The sequence below is a fragment of the Bradyrhizobium sp. CB82 genome (genome assembly GCF_029714405.1).
GTDB lineage: Bacteria > Pseudomonadota > Alphaproteobacteria > Rhizobiales > Xanthobacteraceae > Bradyrhizobium.
In genome coordinates, this window is the sequence record NZ_CP121650.1 from 1,249,052 (window position 1) to 1,265,219 (window position 16,168).

A 16,168-nucleotide genomic window follows, 5' to 3' on the forward strand; every position below is an offset into this window, starting at 1 on the left:
TTGCCCGACGTGTTGCGGGAGGAGAGCCAGTCTAGTCCTCCACCTCCAACCCATCCCCATGCACGTACCACTCCGCCCGCGAGGCCCACTGCACATTCCGGTCTGGCGTCGCGCCGAGCGGCCCGTCGAATGCGCCAGCGTGGATGATCGCCTCGCGGCCGCTGCGGGTGAGGTGCGGCATGGGGCTGCCGCAGATCTTGCAGAAGGCGGTCGCAAAGCTTCGCGCCGTCGGCAGATCGTAACGTGCGAGCGAGGATTCGCCGCGCAGCCATCGCAGTGCGGAGGCCTTCACGCCCGCCGGCTCCTGCGCGATGGGTCATCTCGGGGCATGCGACCCCGGGTTGTTGAGGTTATACTAGAGCAGAATCCGGATCAGCTTCGAGGAAACCTCATGTGGGGTTCGCTCAGCCGGCGTGCTGCGTTGTTGCAAACCGTGGGGCTTGCGGCCGCGGGCATGGCCGCGGCCGTTCCCGTGCCCGGCCGGACGGCATCGTCGCTGGCGCGCAGCCGCGAGATCGACGGCGAATTGTTGGCCGGCGTCAGCGCGCAAAGGATTCCCGGCGTGGTGGCAATGGCCGCGAACGAGCAGTCGGTGCTCTACGAGGGCGCCTTCGGCTTGCGCAACGGCGATGCGGCCTCGCGCATGTCGACTGATACGATCTTCCGCATCGCCTCGATGGTCAAATTGCTGACGTCGGTCGCGGCGTTGCAACTCGTGGAGCAGGGCAGGCTGCATCTGGACGAGCCGGCCGCCAATATCGATCCGGCGCTTGCTGCGATTCAGGTGCTCGCTGGTTTCGATGCGAAGGGTGCCCCGCAACTACATCCCCCCGAGAGGCCGCTGACACTGCGCCATCTGTTGTCGCACACCTCCGGCTTCAGCTATCTGCTCTGGGATCCGAAGCTCGCCCGCTATCTCAAGGTCGCGCGCGGCAGGCCGAACCTGCCGCGCATGCCGTTGATGTTCGAGCCCGGTGCAAGATGGGCCTATGGCGGCAGTCTCGACCGCGTCGGCCGGATGGTGGAGATCGCGAGCGGCAAGCCGCTCGAGCGCCATTTCCGCGACCACATCACAGGTCCGCTCGGCATGAACGATACCGTCGTCGCGCTCGATGACAAGCAACGCGCGCGAGAGGCCAGCCTGTTCGTGCGGGACGCTCAGGACAGGCTTCTGGCGCAGCCGCTGGAAAAGCCAGGCGGGAGCAAGGTGTTTCTGGGGGGAGGCGGGATCTATTCCACCGCGTCCGATTATCTGACTTTGCTCCAGGCGCTGCTCAATGGCGGAAGCCTGCGCGGCAACCGCATTCTTCAGCCTGGCACGGTTGCGCTGATGTCCGAAAACCAGATCGGCAATCTCGAGGCCGGAATCCTCAAGACGACCAATCCGGCGCTCTCGAACGACGTGGACTTCTTCCCGGGCACCCATCTGCGATGGGGGCTAGGCAATATGATCAACCTCGATCCCGTCCCGGACGGCCGCAGCGCCGGCAGCTTGACCTGGGCCGGCCTGTTCAACACCTACTACTGGATCGATCCGGCGAAGCGCCTCGCGGGCGTCATCATGATGCAAATCCTGCCGTGCCGTTCGCGGACCGCCAAGCGCTGAATGTCTATCGCCAATTCGAGCACGGGATTTACCGCGCGTTGCGGCAGCCCTGATCTTTTACGGCGCGCGAGCTTGCGGCATCGTCCGCAAGTGCGATAGTGCCTTGCGCTCATCTCGAGGTCAGTCATGTCTCCCAAGATCCCACCTGCACCCGCCGACGCAACCTCACGCCGGGCGGCCAAGCCGACCGTCGTCTATCCCGCCGCTTCAATGCCTGGGCCCGATATGGCCGTGCTGGAATCCGCGCGGCAGACGATGATCAAGACGGAGGAGATCGTGGTGCCGCCGCGCGATGCCCGTGCGTTTCGCGTCTCTCGCGGCCAGTTCTTCCGCATCGTCAGCATCGAGGGCCCGCAGGTCGGCGACCTCAATCTCTGGAACGCTCACGATCTCTCCGAGCGCTTCTTCAGCGGCAAGACGCGCGCGCTGCATGCGACCCATGTCGGCGCCGGCGACCGGCTCTGGAGCACCATGCCGCATCTGAGGCCGATGGCGACCATCAGCCATGACACGCTCGGCTGGTACGGTTTCGACGCGGATGGTGCCGGCATACACGACGTCATCGGCACGCGCTGCGATCCCTATACGAACCTGCTGCTCAATGGCACGGCTTACGACTTCTGCTGCCACTCCAACCTGACGCGCGCGCTTGCCGCCGAACTGAAGACAGACGCGCGCGCCGTCGAGCATCACGTTCACGACGTGCTCAATGTCTTCATGTGCACCGGCTTTACGGGGGATACGCACCAGTATTTCATGAAGGCCAGTCCCGTTCGTCCGGGCGACTTCATCGAGTTCTTCGCGGAGATCGATCTGCTCGGCGCGCTGTCGGCGTGCCCCGGCGGCGATTGCAGCGCGACGCATTCCAGCGATGTCGCGGCCTGTTATCCGCTCAAAATCGAAATCTTCGAGCCGGACCGGGCGACACTCGGCACCTGGAACTGGCCGTCGCCGAGTGCCTATCACCGCAGCCACGGCGCACCCGATTGACCACTGACCGCGGGAACCAAAGCCGCTGTCTGCGCGTCATTCCGGGTTCCCCTGGCCTGCCGACGACCGGAGGCCGGAGACAACCAGAGGGGTGGATATCATGAAAGCGCTCTTCGTCACCGCTTTGCTGACCGTGACCGTTGCCGGCGTTGGTCTTGCCACCGCCGCCGACGGATGTGGCCCCGGCTGCCATACCACCATCTCGGGGGCCTGCGTCGTCGATGGATGGGGAAGCGGCGCGCGCGTCTGGAACGAATGCCCCGCAGGGGCGCAGCCCCGGCCGCCCTGTCCATCCGGCTACACCTGGAGTTCGCGTAAACGCGCCTGCTTCGCCAGCTAAGGCGGGATGAATTCTGGTTGAATCGGTGCGATGCCGAGGATTCACTTCTCCCCGCTGGGGAGAGGCGTCCCCATGCGACTGATCGTACTTAATCTCATCGCGCTTTAGTGGGCTTGTCTCCTCGCCGGACGCCGCTGGGTTCCGCGAGGACGCGGCTATGCCGTTCCGCTCGAAATGAGCACCGCGACCGATCGCGGTCCGACGCTGTAGGAGGTGGAGACATACGGCTGCGCCGTCGCCTCCTCGACGATATCGTTCGGACTGTCCAGCGACGTATCCACCACGCGCTTCCAGATCGATGCCGCCGGCAGCGTGAAGCTCAACGCATCCCAATACACATTGAACATCGCAAAAATGTCGGCGCCATCAGTCGATGCGCCGCGTAAGTGCAACGCAAGCGAGTGCGAGCCGCTGCCGAGATCGGGATCGCCGTCGGTGCCGTGCCACGTGCAGTCGGCGCCCCATCCGGTGCTCCTCGCGATCAAAGAATGGGCCTTGCGGAAGGCGATCATCATGCGGAAGAAGCGTGACACGTCGGCATTGGTTTCAGTGAGGCTCCAGTCGAGCCAAGTGGACTCGTTGTCCTGGTCGTAGACATTCGGGTTGCCGTTCTGGGTGTGCATGAACTCGTCGCCCGCCACGAACATCGGCACCCCGTTCGACAGCATCAACAGGCAGCAGAAATTCTTGACCTGCCGCTTCCTGAGCGCGGCGATCTCGGCGGGCACGTTGCTCGTGCCCTCGTAGCCGCAGCGCCAGCTGCGCTGGTCGACATCGGTGTAGCTGACGACAACGGCCGAGCGGCCAGGGCATGCCTTCCAGATCCGCCATGACGATCTCCCATACGCCCGCCAGCGGCGGGCTCCATGCTCACATCAAGATGGCGTCTGGCGGAGATAAGATCGCACCGCGATGACAATGTCGAGACAGCTGGGCAACGGCGCACCGATCGCATCAGTTCGATCGCGCGAGCCCGGTGCATCGGTGGCACGGCGCGTCGTTTCGTGTCATATTCCGAGCCGGGCGGCCGGTGCGTGTCGGCAATTGCGGCGCCAATCAACCAACAAGCGCTGGAGGAGCGTTGGGGATGTCGAAGCGGGCGACGGCCGCGGTCTGGGTGCGGAGCATCGCTGAAATGCTCGCCGCCGAGGGGCTCGATGTCGCGAGGCTGTTTGCGGCCGCTGGCATCGATCCGCAGGAGCTGGAAGCCCCAGGCGCACGGCTCGCCACCGAGAAGATCAGTCATCTTTGGGAGCTTGCCGTCGAACGGTCGAAGAATCCGGCACTCTCGCTTGCGCAACATGAGGTCGTGCGACCGGCGGCGTTCGACGTGGTTGGCTACACCATGATGTCCTGCGCCGATCTGCGCGGTGCCTTCGAGCGGCTGAACCGGTACTTGCTCATCCTCAGCGACGCGCTGACCATGAGCATGACGGAGGAGAACGATTGCTGTCGCATCGATTTCGTGCTGTTCGGCGGCAGCCGGCCGATCCCGCGTCAGCGCATCGAGTTCATCTTCGTCACCGTGATCGGCTTCTGCCGCTGGATCGCGCGCAGCGACATCAATCCGCGCGCCATCGCGCTTACCTATCCCCCGCCCGCGGATATCTCGCCCTACCGGGCCGCGTTCCGCTGCCCGGTCACGTTCAACGCCGAGCGCAACAGTGTCGTGCTCGCGCGCAAAGACCTGGACCTGGCGCTGCCGACTTTCAATCCGCAGCTCGCCGAGCTGCACGAGCGCTATGCCGGCGAATATCTGCGTCACTTCGACCACGCGCAGACGAGCTTTCGGGTGCGCGAGTCGATCGTGCGGCGCCTTCCCGACGGCGAGCCGCGGCGGGACGAGGTCGCCGTCGAGCTCTGCATGAGCGAGCGTACGTTGCAGCGGCGGCTGGAGGAGGAAGCGACCTCGTTCGTGCAGCTTCTGGACGACACGCGGCGGGAACTGGCGGACCAGTATCTCGGCCGGCTGCATCTGTCGCTCGGGCAGGCGGCCTATCTGCTCGGTTTCGCCGATCAGAGCAGCTTCTTCCGGGCCTGCCGGCGCTGGTTCAAAGCCTCGCCGGGGGAATATCGCAATCGTCTGTTGCAGGGCGTTGCGGCAACCTGACGCCACTGGGCGGCTCACAAGATCGGTGAGGTCATCGACCTCATCAACCAGATCGCCTCGCAAACCAACCTGCTGGCGCTCAACGCCACCATCGAGGCGGCGCGCGCCGGCGAAGCCGGCAAAGGCTTTGCCGTCGTCGCAAGCGAGGTGAAGTCGCTGGCGAGCCAGACCGCGAAAAGCGACCGACGAGATCGGTGCGCAGATCTCGGCGATCCAGGCGGAGACCGATCAGGTGGTCGGCAATATCCAGAGCATCCGCACCACCGCCATGGAGGTCAACGAGATCTCCTCCTCGATCGCAGCGGCCGTGGAGGAGCAGGGCTCTGCGACTCAAGCGATCGCCCGCAGCGTGCAGGACGCGGCGTCCGGCACCAACCAGGTCTCGCAAAACATCTCCGGCGTGACGGAGGCGACCTCCGAAACCGGCCATGTCGCAGGCCAGGTGCTGCAATCGAGCGGCCGCCTGACGCAGAAGTTGCACGCGCTGCAGCACGGGGTGACCGCCTTCGTCGCCGGCGTAAGGGCGGCTTAGGTGAATTCCTCTCCCTCTCCCCGCAAGCGGGGAGAGGTGGAGAATTCCGTGCCGCGGCAACCTTGCTGCGGTTCTATTGACTCCATCCCCGCTTGTCGTTGACGTCCTTCGATGCCCGCTGCAAATAGGCGGTGCAAGGAGGCTCGCTCAATGTCGTTCCGAAAGCTCCTGATCGCCAATCGCGGCGAGATCGCCATCCGTATCGCACGGGCCGCTGCGGATGCCGGCATTGCGACGATGGCGATCTTTCCTGCCGATGATGCGCTGTCGCTGCATGTCCGCGCCGCCGACGAGGCGATCGAAATTCCCGGCCGCGGTGCGCGGGCCTATCTCGACATCGAGAGCGTGGTGAAGACGGCGAAGGGAGCAGGCTGCGACGCGGTGCATCCCGGCTATGGCTTTCTCAGCGAGAACGCGGACTTCGCCAAGGCCAGCGCGATGGAGGGCATCGTGTTCGTCGGGCCGAAGGTCACCGCGCTCGAGCTGTTCGGCGACAAGGTGGCCGCGCGTCAGTTGGCCAAGCGCTGCGGCGTACCGATCGTCGCGGGCACCAGCGGGCCGTCTTCGCTGGAGGAGATCAGGGCGTTCTTCGATTCTCTCGGCAAGTCCGCCGCAATCGTGATCAAGGCGATGGCCGGCGGCGGCGGCCGCGGCATGCGCATTGTGGAGAAGGCTGCGGATCTCGGCGAGGCCTATGCGCGCTGCCAGTCCGAAGCGAAAGCCGCCTTCGGCTTCGACGGGGTCTATGCCGAGCGCCTGATCCGCAAGGCGCGCCACATCGAGGTGCAGATCATCGGCGACAGGCATGGCGCGATCAGCCATTTCTGGGAGCGCGAATGCACCGTCCAGCGCCGGCACCAGAAGCTGATCGAAGTGGCGCCCAGCCCCTCGCTCGGTGACGGCTTGCGCGGCCGCATCATCGAGGCGGCGAAGCAGCTTGCCGCGCATGCGGCCTACGACAATCTTGGTACGTTCGAGTTTTTGGTCGACGGCGCCACTGAAGACAGCTTCGCCTTCATCGAGGCCAATCCGCGGCTCCAGGTCGAGCACACCGTGACGGAGGAGGTGCTGGGTGTCGATCTCGTCCGCGCCCAGCTCGCGGTCGCCTCGGGCAGCTCGCTCGCCTCGCTTGGTCTGGATCAACCGTCGATCCCCAAGCCACGCGGCCATGCCATGCAGCTCCGCGTCAACATGGAAACGCTGGACGAGCTAGGGGCCACGCATCCGACCGGGGGCGTGCTCGCGGTGTTCGAGCCGCCATCGGGTCCCGGCGTGCGCGTCGACAGTTTTGGCTATGCCGGCTACAAGACCAGCGCCGCCTTCGACTCGCTGCTTGCCAAGGTCATCGTCCATGCGCCGGGTGAGGCTTGGCACGACGTGGTCGCGAAGGCCTCGCGCGCCTTGCGCGAGTTCCGCATCGATGGTGTCATCACCAACATTGCCTTCCTCCAGGCGGTGCTCGCCCATCCGGACTTCAAAACCAATCGCATCGCGACCGACTTCATCGATCGAAACGTCGCCAAGCTCGTGGAGGCCGCCGATGGCGCGGCACGGCCAATGTTCTTTGCCGCGACTGACACGTCCGGCGATCACGCGGCGCAAACCCATGCCGCGCAGGAGGTGCCGGAGGGAACGGTGATGGTCGCAGCTCCCCTGCAGGGCACCGTGGTCACGATCCAGGTCAGGGAAGGCGAGATCGTGCGCCCCGGACAGCAGCTCGCGGTGATCGAGTCCATGAAGATGGAGCACCTGGTGATGGCCGAGCAGGGCGGCCGGGTCACAAAACTCGTGGCCGGCGACGGCGTCACGCTGCTGCATGGCGAGCCGATCCTCTATCTCAAGCCACTCGACGTCGCAGCCGACAGCGCGGCCAAGGAAGCCGAGATCGATCTCGATCACATCCGTCCCGATCTCGCCGAGATGTTTTCGCGCCAGGCCAACGCGTTTGACGAAAATCGCCCGGCGTCGGTCGAGCGTCGCCGCAACACCAACCAGCGCACGGCGCGAGAAAACGTCGCGCAGCTCGTCGATGACGGCTCCTTCATGGAATATGGCAGCCTCGCGATCGCTGCGCAGCGCCGCCGCCGCAAGCTCGACGACCTCATCAAGAACACCCCGGCGGACGGTCTGATCACCGGCGTTGCAACCGTGAATGCGGACAAGTTCGGCCCCGACGGCGCGCGCTGCATGGTGGTGGCCTACGACTACACCGTGCTCGCGGGCACGCAGGGCCACATGAACCACAAGAAGATCGACCGCATGCTGACGCTCGCCGAGCAATGGAGCATGCCGTTGGTATTTTACGCCGAAGGCGGCGGCGGCCGGCCCGGTGACACCGACCGTCTCGGCATGACCGGTCTCGATGGCCCGTCGTTCCTGCAATTCGCAAAACTCTCCGGCCTCGTGCCGATGGTCGGTGTCGTCTCCGGCTATTGCTTTGCGGGCAATGCAGCGATGCTCGGCTGCTGCGACGTCATTATCGCCACCAAGAACGCCTCGATCGGCATGGGCGGACCGGCCATGATCGAAGGCGGTGGTCTCGGCGTCTATCATCCCGCCGAGGTCGGTCCGGTCTCGTTCCAGTCGCCGAATGGCGTCATCGACATCCTCGTCGAGGACGAGGAGGAGGCGACCCGGATCGCGCAGAAATACCTGTCCTATTTCCAGGGCGCGGTCAGCGAGTGGCAGGCGGCCGATCGCGCCTCCTGCGCCGCGCGGTCCCCGAGAACCGCCTGCGTGTCTATGACATCCGCACCGTGATCGATCTCATCGCGGACACGGATTCCGTGCTCGAGCTCCGCCGCGACTACGGCGTCGGGATGGTCACCGCCTTCATCCGCATCGAAGGCAGGCCGTTCGGCCTGATCGCCAACAATCCCCGTCATCTCGGCGGCGCGATCGATGCGAATGCCGGCGACAAGGCGGCGCGCTTCCTCCAGCTCTGCGACGCCTTCGACATTCCGATCGTCTCGCTCTGTGACACGCCCGGTTTCATGGTTGGCCCCGAGGCGGAGAAGACCGCGATCGTGCGCCATGTCTCGCGCATGTTCGTCACCGGTGCGAGCCTCACCGTGCCGCTGTTCGGCATCGTTCTGCGCAAGGGTTATGGTCTCGGCGCGCAGTCGATGATCGGCGGCGGCTTCCATGCCTCGTTCTTCACCGCGGCCTGGCCGACCGGCGAGTTCGGTGGCATGGGTCTCGAAGGCTATGTGCGGCTCGGCTTCCGCAAAGAGATGGAGGCGATCGCCGACCCGGTCGAGCGCGAGACGTACTACCGCAACAAGGTCGCCGAGCTCTACGCCAACGGCAAAGCGGTCTCGATCGCCTCGGTGTTCGAGATTGATAATGTCATCGATCCCGCCGAGACGCGGCGCTGGATCATGGCGGGCCTACGCTCCGTGCCGAAGCCGCCGGCGCGTACGGGGAAGAAACGGCCCTGCATCGACGCGTGGTGAGCAGGCGCAGCGATAGATGGCGGCGCTCCGCCCTGCAGGTCTCGATAATGACATTCTGCCAGTGATTTGCCCGACGTGTCAAATCATTTCGTAAAATCCGTAAGGCGCCGCGGCGGCAGTCATCGACTCCTTTGCATGGGGTTGTTTTCGATATTTTGAGAAGCGCCGCGGATCGCGTGTCTCGGCCCGGCCGGTTCCCGATTGACATCCCGGCCTGCGGTGCCAGACTTTGCACGATAATTCAGGGTGGAGACGTCCGCGATGCCCAGCCTGTCGGCCTCGAACCATGTCGCCCGTGTGCTGTCCGTCGCCACGCACGCGGCCGACATCGACGCGGAGTCGCGGATCGCAAATTCCTGGCGGCGTTGCCTGATCAATCACAAGCTCGATCCCGCCCGCCAGGGTCCGCCACAGACGCTCACCGAAGCCGAGGTCCGGCACGTCGCCGAGCCGATGGAACGGCTGATCCGGCTCGCGACGCCGGAGCTCGAGGATCTCGCCCGCGTGCTGCGCGAGGCCGGCTATTGCGTCAACCTCGCCGATCCCAATGCCACCATGCTGTGGAGCCGGCTGCCGGGCGAAGCCGACACCGAGATATTTTTGCGCTGGAAAGTCTATACCGGCTCGAACTTTTCAGAGGCCTTTGAGGGCACCAACGGTCTCGGCACCGCGCTTGCGGAAGAAAAGCCGATCCTGGTGCATCGTGACGAGCATTTCCGCGCGCAATGGAGCATTTTCTCCTGTGCGGTCACGCCGCTCTTCGACGAGACCGGCCGGCTTGCAGGTGCGGTGAACATCACCTCCTGCCGCGATGATTTGAGCCGGACGGCTCATCAGCTTGCGCTCGCGGTCACCGCGGAGGCGACGCGCCGCGTCGAGGATACGATCTTCCGCAATCATTTCCGCAACGCCTGGATCGCGACGGTGCCCGGCGATGGCGGCAGCGGATTGATCGCCTATGACCGCGACCGCCGCATCGTCGGCGCCTGCCGCGCGGCGCGCGCGATGCTGGGGCTGACCGATGGCCTGATCGCATCCGGCATCGACCTGTCGCGTTACGTCAAATTCGACGCGGCGCGTGCGGCAGACGAGATCGTCGAACTGCGTCGCGCCGATGGCCGTCCGCTCGGGCCGGGGCATGTGGCGCCGCCGCTGCGCGCAAGACTGCCCGGCCGTCAACCGGTCGCGCGCCGCGAGGCCCCCGCAGGCCGGTTCGAAGGCTTGAACAAGCTTGCCGGCAGCGATCCCGGCCTGCTCAGAAGCGTGAAGCGCCTGAGGAGCATCGGCGATCATAATCTGCCGATCCTGCTGCATGGCGAGACTGGCGTCGGCAAGGATGCTTTTGCGCGCGCCATTCATGCCGGCAGCAACCGCGCGCGCAGCAACTACGTCGCGCTGAATTGCGCGGCGATGCCGGAAAGCCTGATCGATGCCGAGCTGTTCGGCTATGAGGCCGGTGCCTTCACCGGCGCGCGGCGCGACGGCTCGAAGGGGCTGATCGTGCAGGCCGACGGCGGCACGCTGTTCCTGGACGAGATCGGCGACATGCCGATCGCGCTCCAGACCCGCCTGCTGCGCGTCCTGGAGAACCGCGAGGTCTTGCCGCTCGGCGCGCTCAAGCCCACCGCCGTCGACATCCGCCTGATCAGCGCTACCCATCGCGATCTCGGCCGCATGGCGGAGGGGGGCGCCTTCCGCACCGATCTGTATTTCCGCCTGCGCGGCATGGAGATTCGGCTGCCGGCCTTGCGCGAGCGCGCCGACAGGGCGGATGTGATCGCCAGCATCGCGGCCGAGGAGGCGCCGGGCTGCCGGCTGTCGCCTGCGGCCTGGTCGGCGCTGCTCGCTTATCCCTTCCCCGGCAACATGCGTCAGCTCCGTCATGTGCTGCGGCTCGCCGGCTGCACCACCGAGGACAGCGTCATCAGCGATACCGATCTCGATCTACCGCCGTTCGGCGGCCGCGCCGGCGAGCCGGATCTTGCCGCAGCCGAACGCGCGACCATCGTGGAGGCGCTGCGCAGGCACGGCGGCCGCGTCACTGAGGCGGCAAAAGCGCTCCGCCTGAGCCGCGCCACGCTCTATCGCAAGATCAAGCAGTTGAAGATCGACACCGCGAAGTAACGTGAACGAAGGCCGCCTCTCGCCTTGTAAGGGGAGAGGGAGGGCAGCGCCAATCCTCGAGACCGATCGTTAAGAAAAATCGCTCCAGCTCAGATGCCGTGCATCGAGATCGCCGAGCGTCACGGCATCGCGGATCTCCTGCGGCGTATGAAAACTGCTGCGGAGATAGACGAGCGGAACGGCTTGTGCGGCGTGTGAGACGTCACGCACCTCACCAACGAAGATCGAATGCGTCGCCGTCTCGAACTCCTTTGCCAGCACGCAGTCGAACGCAGCGACCGCATCGTCCAGCACCGGCGCGCCGGTCGCACCTTTGGTCCACTGCCCGAGGGCGAAGCGGTCGTCGCCATTGACGCCCTTCTGGCCGCTGAAGGTCAGCGCCAGCAGCGCGTGGTCCTCATGCAGGAAGTTGATCGCGAAGGCGCCTTCCTCGCGGATACGCGCATGCGCGCTGGCGTTGCGGTTGACGCAGACGATCAGCGACGGAGGATTGTCCGACAGCGAGCAGGCCGAGGTCACCGTCAGCCCGGTGCGCCTTCCGTGCTCGGCGCCGACCGTCACCAGCGCCACTGCGCCGGCACATTGCCGCATCGCCTGCTTGAAGTCCTTTGCGTCGATCGTCATGCGCATTTCCTTCCAATGCCGGCGGGTGCGGCACGTCCGTCCCGCACCCGCGCTTCGTCACGCCGCCTTGCGCGCGCTGCCGAGATGTTTCAGCCGCGGCATCACCTCGTTCTTGAGCAGCGCCAGCGAATGCTGCCAGGCTTCCGGCTTGTGCTTGTAGTCGAAGCCGAACACCAGGAGCACGCCGAAGCCGCCGACCTCCTCGTAGATCTTCTCGATCTTCTCGGCCACGGTCGACGGCGAGCCGACGATCCAGTTGCGCTTGGCGCAGTATTCGACGGTGACGTCGCTGTCGGGTACGTCGGGCGCGTGCTTCAGGTAGTCCTTGAAGCCGAAATGACCGAGCAGCGGCAGAAAATATTCGCTCATCATCCGGCCCATCATGTCGCCGGTCGAGAGTTTCCAGGCCTCCTCGTCGGTGTCGGCGACGAACACCTCTCGCACCAGTCGCCAATCGCTGCGGTTCGGCTTGCGGCCGGTCTTGGCGGCACCGATCTCCACGGAGTCCCAATGGCTGCCGACATAGGCCGGATTGAGGTTGAGGCTCATCGGGATGAAACCGCGCTCGCCGGCAAGCTTGAGCGTGTCCGAGTTCTTCGAGAGGCCGGCGACGCCAATCGGCGGATGCGGCGCCTGCACCGGCTTGATGTGAGGTTTCAGGAAATCGAACATCGTGTCCGGCTTGGTTACCGTCCAGTATTTGCCCTTGTGGGTGAAGGGCGCAGGCTCGGTCCAGAGCTTCAAGATGATCTCCAGCGCCTCGCGCGTCATCTCGCGGTTCTGCCCGCTCATGCCGTCGACGTTGAACATCGCCCAGTCGCTCGGCAGGCCCGAGGCCGCGACGCCGAAATTCAGACGCCCTTCCGAGAGGTGATCGAGCATCGCGACGCGATTGGCGAGTTCGGCCGGGTGGTGATAGGGCAACAGGAAGCCGCCCGGTCCGATGCGGATGTTCTTGGTCTGCAACAGCGCCTGCGCGATCAGAAGGTCGGGCGTGGGATTGGGCTCCCAGGGCGCGGTGTGATGCTCGCCGATCCAGGCCTCCTGATAGCCGAGCTCGTCGAGCCAGCGCATCGTCTGGAGGTCCCAGTCGTTTCCTTCCTTCAAGCCGCACTCCGGCGGATGCGAAGGCATCGTGAAATAGCCGATCTCCATGGTGTTTCCTCGTTCCGTTGTTGACGCGTCTTGGCTGCGCGGTTCCGGTAAATGAGCAAGCGGTGTGCCAGCGATGCGAGGCCGCGGCCGGCCGAGAAAGTGCTGGTTTGCGCGTGCAATAGTCGATATCTGAGGGATGGATGCACGAGTGATAGTCTCATTGTCGCGAGACATGTCTTGGCAGCGAGACAAGGCGGGCGATGGTGAAAGGACCAGACGATCAGATCAGGGGACGTGGGGTATCATGACGGAAGCTGCCTATGTCGCGGTGGATTGGGGCACCACGAGCTTCCGGCTTTGGTTGATCGACCGTGACGGCCGGGTTCTGGCTGAGCGCCGCAGCAGCGAAGGCATGATGGCGGCGGCCAAGACCGGTTTTGCCGCCGTGCTGCAATCGCATCTGGATGCGGTCGGTGCGGGAGGCGAGCTGCCTGTGCTGATCTGCGGCATGGCCGGCGCCCGCCAGGGCTGGGTCGAAGCCGGCTATGTCGATACCCCGGCGCCGCTTGCCGCGATCCTCGCGCGCGCCGTCCCTGTCCCCGGACAGTCGCGCGACATTCGCATTCTGCCGGGAATTGCGCAGCGTGACGCCACCGCACCGGATGTGATGCGGGGCGAGGAGACCCAGCTGCTCGGCGCACTCGGTCTCGATGCGGCCGGCGAGGCGCTGGTCTGCATGCCCGGCACGCATTCGAAATGGGTCAGTGTCAGCGGTGGAACGGTCGCGCGTTTCGCCACCTTCATGACCGGCGAACTCTTCAGCGTCATCTCGCGCGAGACGATCCTCTCGCACGCGATCGCCGGCGCCGATGACGCGGAAGACCGCGAGGCATTCAGGTCAGCGGTGGCGGCTGGGTTCAAGACCCCGGCATCCGCAGCCAACCTCCTGTTCCAGGTGAGGTCGCGGCAGCTCTTGTTCGGCGGCACGCCGGCCGCTGCGCGCGAAACCATCTCGGGCACCCTGATCGGGATCGAGCTTGCGGCGGGACTCGCGCGCGGCCGGCCGCAGAGCGGCATCAGGCTGGTTGCATCGGGGCGGCTGGAGGTGCTGTATCGGCTGGCGTTTGAAACACTTGGCGTTGCGGTCGAGCCGATCGACGCCGACGAGACGGTGCGCCGCGGCCTTGCGATGGCGGCGCGCGCCATCTGGACGAGATAGAAGGATCCTCCGCATGAGCGTGCCATTTCCGACCATGAAGCGCCCGCTGGTCGCAATCCTGCGCGGGGTGAAGCCCGACGAGGCCGACGGTATCGTCAGCGTGCTGATCGAGGCAGGCATGACCGCGATCGAAATTCCCCTGAACTCGCCTGATCCGTTCCGCTCGATCGAGATCGCGGTCAGGCGCGCGCCGGCCGGCGTGCTGGTTGGCGCCGGCACGGTGCTCACGACCGCCGATGTCGACCGGCTGAATGAGGCCGGCGGCAAACTGCTGGTGGCCCCGAATGTCGACACGCAGGTGATTGCGCGTGCGCATGAGCACGGCATGGTGACCATGCCCGGCGTGTTCTCGCCGACCGAAGCGTTGCTTGCGGCACGCGCCGGCGCATCGAGCCTGAAGTTCTTTCCGGCCAGCGTGCTGGGCCCCGCGGGCATTGCCGCGATCCGCGCCGTGCTGCCGGCAAGCGCGATGATCGCCGCCGTCGGCGGGGTCTCCGACCAGAACTTCGCCGAATACGTCAAAAGCGGCGTTCGTGCCTTTGGCCTTGGCAGCAGCCTCTACAAGCCGGGCATGACAGCAGCCGATGTCGCCGCGCGCGCCAGGGCGACGATTGCGGCCTACGATCAAGCGATTGGGGGCGCGTGAGAGCCGGGCCCCTCAGCTTCGCCTCGCCGAGGGCCACACCAGCCGCTCGTGCCGGCGCGCAAAGCGCTGCCAGTGCAGGATCGCGCCGACCAGCAGTGGCGGAACGAAGCCAAGCACGATCAGGAAAGTCGGCAGTGGCTTTGGCGAGATGAACGCGATGGCGATGTCGGAGATCAGCCACAGCGCGGCAAACAGCACCGCGAAATCGGTCCGCGGAAAGTGCAGATAGTAGAAGATGGCGGTGATGATCACCGCGGGTCCGATCGCAATGCCGATCATGACCGCCGTTAGCTCTTTCGGCGTCAGCGCGTCCAGCACCATCGACGCCAACAGCCATATGGCGGCGAACATGGCGATGATGTCGATCGGGTGCCGCAATCGGATACCCCTCCTGGGAGACGCGTTATCGTTGTGGCGCGCGCGCCGGCCGTCAAGCCCCAATGCGGCTATTCCTCATTACTCCCCGGCGTCGGCCGCAGCATGAAATGGCCGAAAGCCGACGCGATTGGCTTGTCCGGGGCGTCCTGCCAGGCCCTTGCCTCGAACGCGACGATGCGCCGACCCTGCTTGACGATCGAGACGTTGGCAAAGCTGTCGAGCGCGCGGCCGGAGCGCAAATAGTTGATCGTCAGTCCGACCGGCTTGGGCGGCGCCGAGATGCCGAGCTCGCGCGTCACGCCGACAATGGCCGTGGTCTCCAGGAATGCGCCGGTCATGCCGCCATGGATCGCGGGCAGGATCGGGTTGCCGATGATCTTTGGCGAGAACGGCATCATCAGTGTGCCGTCGTGCTGGATGCGGATGCCGAGGCAGCGCGCGAACGGGCTGTTGGCGAACGTACCGGCCGGATCCTCCGGTGCCTCCAGCGCCGGGATGCTGCGCTGGTCCCTCGCGCGGTCGGCGAGCATGTTGGTGCGGTTGGCGCCGATCATGAAGCAGGCGGTCGCGGTTGCAACCGGAGCGTCCTCGGACTCCTGGTAGGCGGTCGAACGCACGAAGGCGATCGAGCGCGTGGTGCGATAGCAAATCGAATGCGCTCTGATGTCGAGGCCGGGAGTCGCCGGCTTCTGGTAGTCGATGCGCAAATCCAGCGTTGCGATCGCGCGCGTGCCGTCGAGCGCGAGCTGCACCGCCATGCCGCAGCTCTCGTCGAGCATCGCGGTGACGACGCCGCCATGCAGCACGCCGGTCTCGGTGTCGCCGACGAAGACGGGGCGGTAGGGCAGGCTCGACCAGGCTTCGCCAGGTGCCGCGCGGTCGAGCCTGAGCCCGCTGATATAGCCATAATCGGAGCGGCGGCCCTTGATGGCCTCGGCGAGCGCGTCGAACGGGAGCGTCGTATCTTGCGATTTTGACATGGTCACATGTTAGACCGTTCTCGTGGCTTCCGCAAAAATCTCAAGCCTCATTCGGGGCTCGACAGGCGC

General features: G+C 65.5%; 12 protein-coding genes and 3 pseudogenes. 9 read left to right on the top strand and 6 right to left on the bottom strand.

All coding sequences use genetic code 11. The annotated features are described in order from the left end of the window. Positions 1–31: 31 nt before the first annotated feature. The gene (locus QA640_RS05965; protein ID WP_283039818.1) at positions 32–292 is read right to left on the bottom strand and encodes a GFA family protein; all 261 of its coding nucleotides are present in this window, start codon (positions 290–292) and stop codon (positions 32–34) included. Positions 293–391: 99 nt separating this feature from the next. Between QA640_RS05965 and QA640_RS05970 the strand changes: the two genes are divergently transcribed. From QA640_RS05970 to QA640_RS05980, 3 genes are all read left to right on the top strand, one after another. Continuing rightward, positions 392–1,606, top strand: coding sequence for a serine hydrolase domain-containing protein (locus QA640_RS05970; protein ID WP_283039819.1), 1,215 nt, complete (start codon positions 392–394; stop codon positions 1,604–1,606). 126 nt (positions 1,607–1,732) lie between these two features. Next, positions 1,733–2,596, top strand: a complete 864-nt coding sequence (locus QA640_RS05975; RefSeq protein WP_283039820.1) for a DUF1989 domain-containing protein — start codon at positions 1,733–1,735, stop codon at positions 2,594–2,596. Positions 2,597–2,696: 100 nt separating this feature from the next. Continuing rightward, positions 2,697–2,936, top strand: a complete 240-nt coding sequence (locus QA640_RS05980; RefSeq protein WP_283039821.1) for a hypothetical protein — start codon at positions 2,697–2,699, stop codon at positions 2,934–2,936. Between the two features lie 155 nt (positions 2,937–3,091). On the opposite strand, the gene QA640_RS05985 is transcribed toward QA640_RS05980, so the two are convergent. Next, positions 3,092–3,664: a hypothetical protein gene (locus QA640_RS05985; protein WP_283039822.1), complete on the bottom strand. Its 573-nt coding sequence runs from the start codon at positions 3,662–3,664 to the stop codon at positions 3,092–3,094. 407 nt (positions 3,665–4,071) lie between these two features. Between QA640_RS05985 and QA640_RS48250 the strand changes: the two are divergent. The 4 genes and pseudogenes from QA640_RS48250 to QA640_RS06005 form a co-directional block, all read left to right on the top strand. After that, a pseudogene (locus QA640_RS48250) lies at positions 4,072–4,575 on the top strand (AraC family transcriptional regulator); the annotation flags it as partial. A 225-nt stretch (positions 4,576–4,800) separates the two neighbouring features. After that, positions 4,801–5,578 (top strand): annotated as a pseudogene (locus QA640_RS05995) (methyl-accepting chemotaxis protein). Positions 5,579–5,728: 150 nt separating this feature from the next. Then, positions 5,729–9,033 (top strand): annotated as a pseudogene (locus QA640_RS06000) (carboxyl transferase domain-containing protein). Positions 9,034–9,294: 261 nt separating this feature from the next. Beyond that, positions 9,295–11,157 carry a sigma-54-dependent Fis family transcriptional regulator gene (locus tag QA640_RS06005; RefSeq protein ID WP_283039825.1) on the top strand — a complete coding sequence of 621 codons (1,863 nt, stop codon included), beginning with the start codon at positions 9,295–9,297 and terminating at the stop codon, positions 11,155–11,157. 69 nt (positions 11,158–11,226) lie between these two features. Here QA640_RS06005 and QA640_RS06010 read toward each other — a convergent pair whose 3' ends face one another. Both QA640_RS06010 and QA640_RS06015 read right to left on the bottom strand, forming a co-directional pair. Then, complete coding sequence (locus QA640_RS06010) at positions 11,227–11,781, bottom strand: flavin reductase family protein (protein WP_283039826.1); 555 nt, start codon at positions 11,779–11,781, stop codon at positions 11,227–11,229. 57 nt (positions 11,782–11,838) lie between these two features. Continuing rightward, positions 11,839–12,936: an LLM class flavin-dependent oxidoreductase gene (locus tag QA640_RS06015; protein ID WP_283039828.1), complete on the bottom strand. Its 1,098-nt coding sequence runs from the start codon at positions 12,934–12,936 to the stop codon at positions 11,839–11,841. Positions 12,937–13,180: 244 nt separating this feature from the next. Here QA640_RS06015 and QA640_RS06020 point away from each other — a divergent pair, with 244 nt between their 5' ends. Together QA640_RS06020 and QA640_RS06025 are read left to right on the top strand one after the other, a co-directional pair. Then, entirely contained in the window at positions 13,181–14,095 is a 915-nt protein-coding gene (locus QA640_RS06020) for a 2-dehydro-3-deoxygalactonokinase (RefSeq protein ID WP_283039829.1), read from the top strand. Positions 14,096–14,108: 13 nt separating this feature from the next. Beyond that, complete coding sequence (locus QA640_RS06025; protein ID WP_283039830.1) at positions 14,109–14,741, top strand: 2-dehydro-3-deoxy-6-phosphogalactonate aldolase; 633 nt, start codon at positions 14,109–14,111, stop codon at positions 14,739–14,741. Positions 14,742–14,753: 12 nt separating this feature from the next. On the opposite strand, the gene QA640_RS06030 is transcribed toward QA640_RS06025, so the two are convergent. Both QA640_RS06030 and QA640_RS06035 read right to left on the bottom strand, forming a co-directional pair. Beyond that, on the bottom strand, positions 14,754–15,119 hold the full coding sequence (locus QA640_RS06030; protein ID WP_283039831.1) for a hypothetical protein: 366 nt from the start codon (positions 15,117–15,119) through the stop codon (positions 14,754–14,756). 68 nt (positions 15,120–15,187) lie between these two features. Next, complete coding sequence (locus tag QA640_RS06035; RefSeq protein WP_283039832.1) at positions 15,188–16,099, bottom strand: PaaI family thioesterase; 912 nt, start codon at positions 16,097–16,099, stop codon at positions 15,188–15,190. Positions 16,100–16,168: the final 69 nt, after the last annotated feature.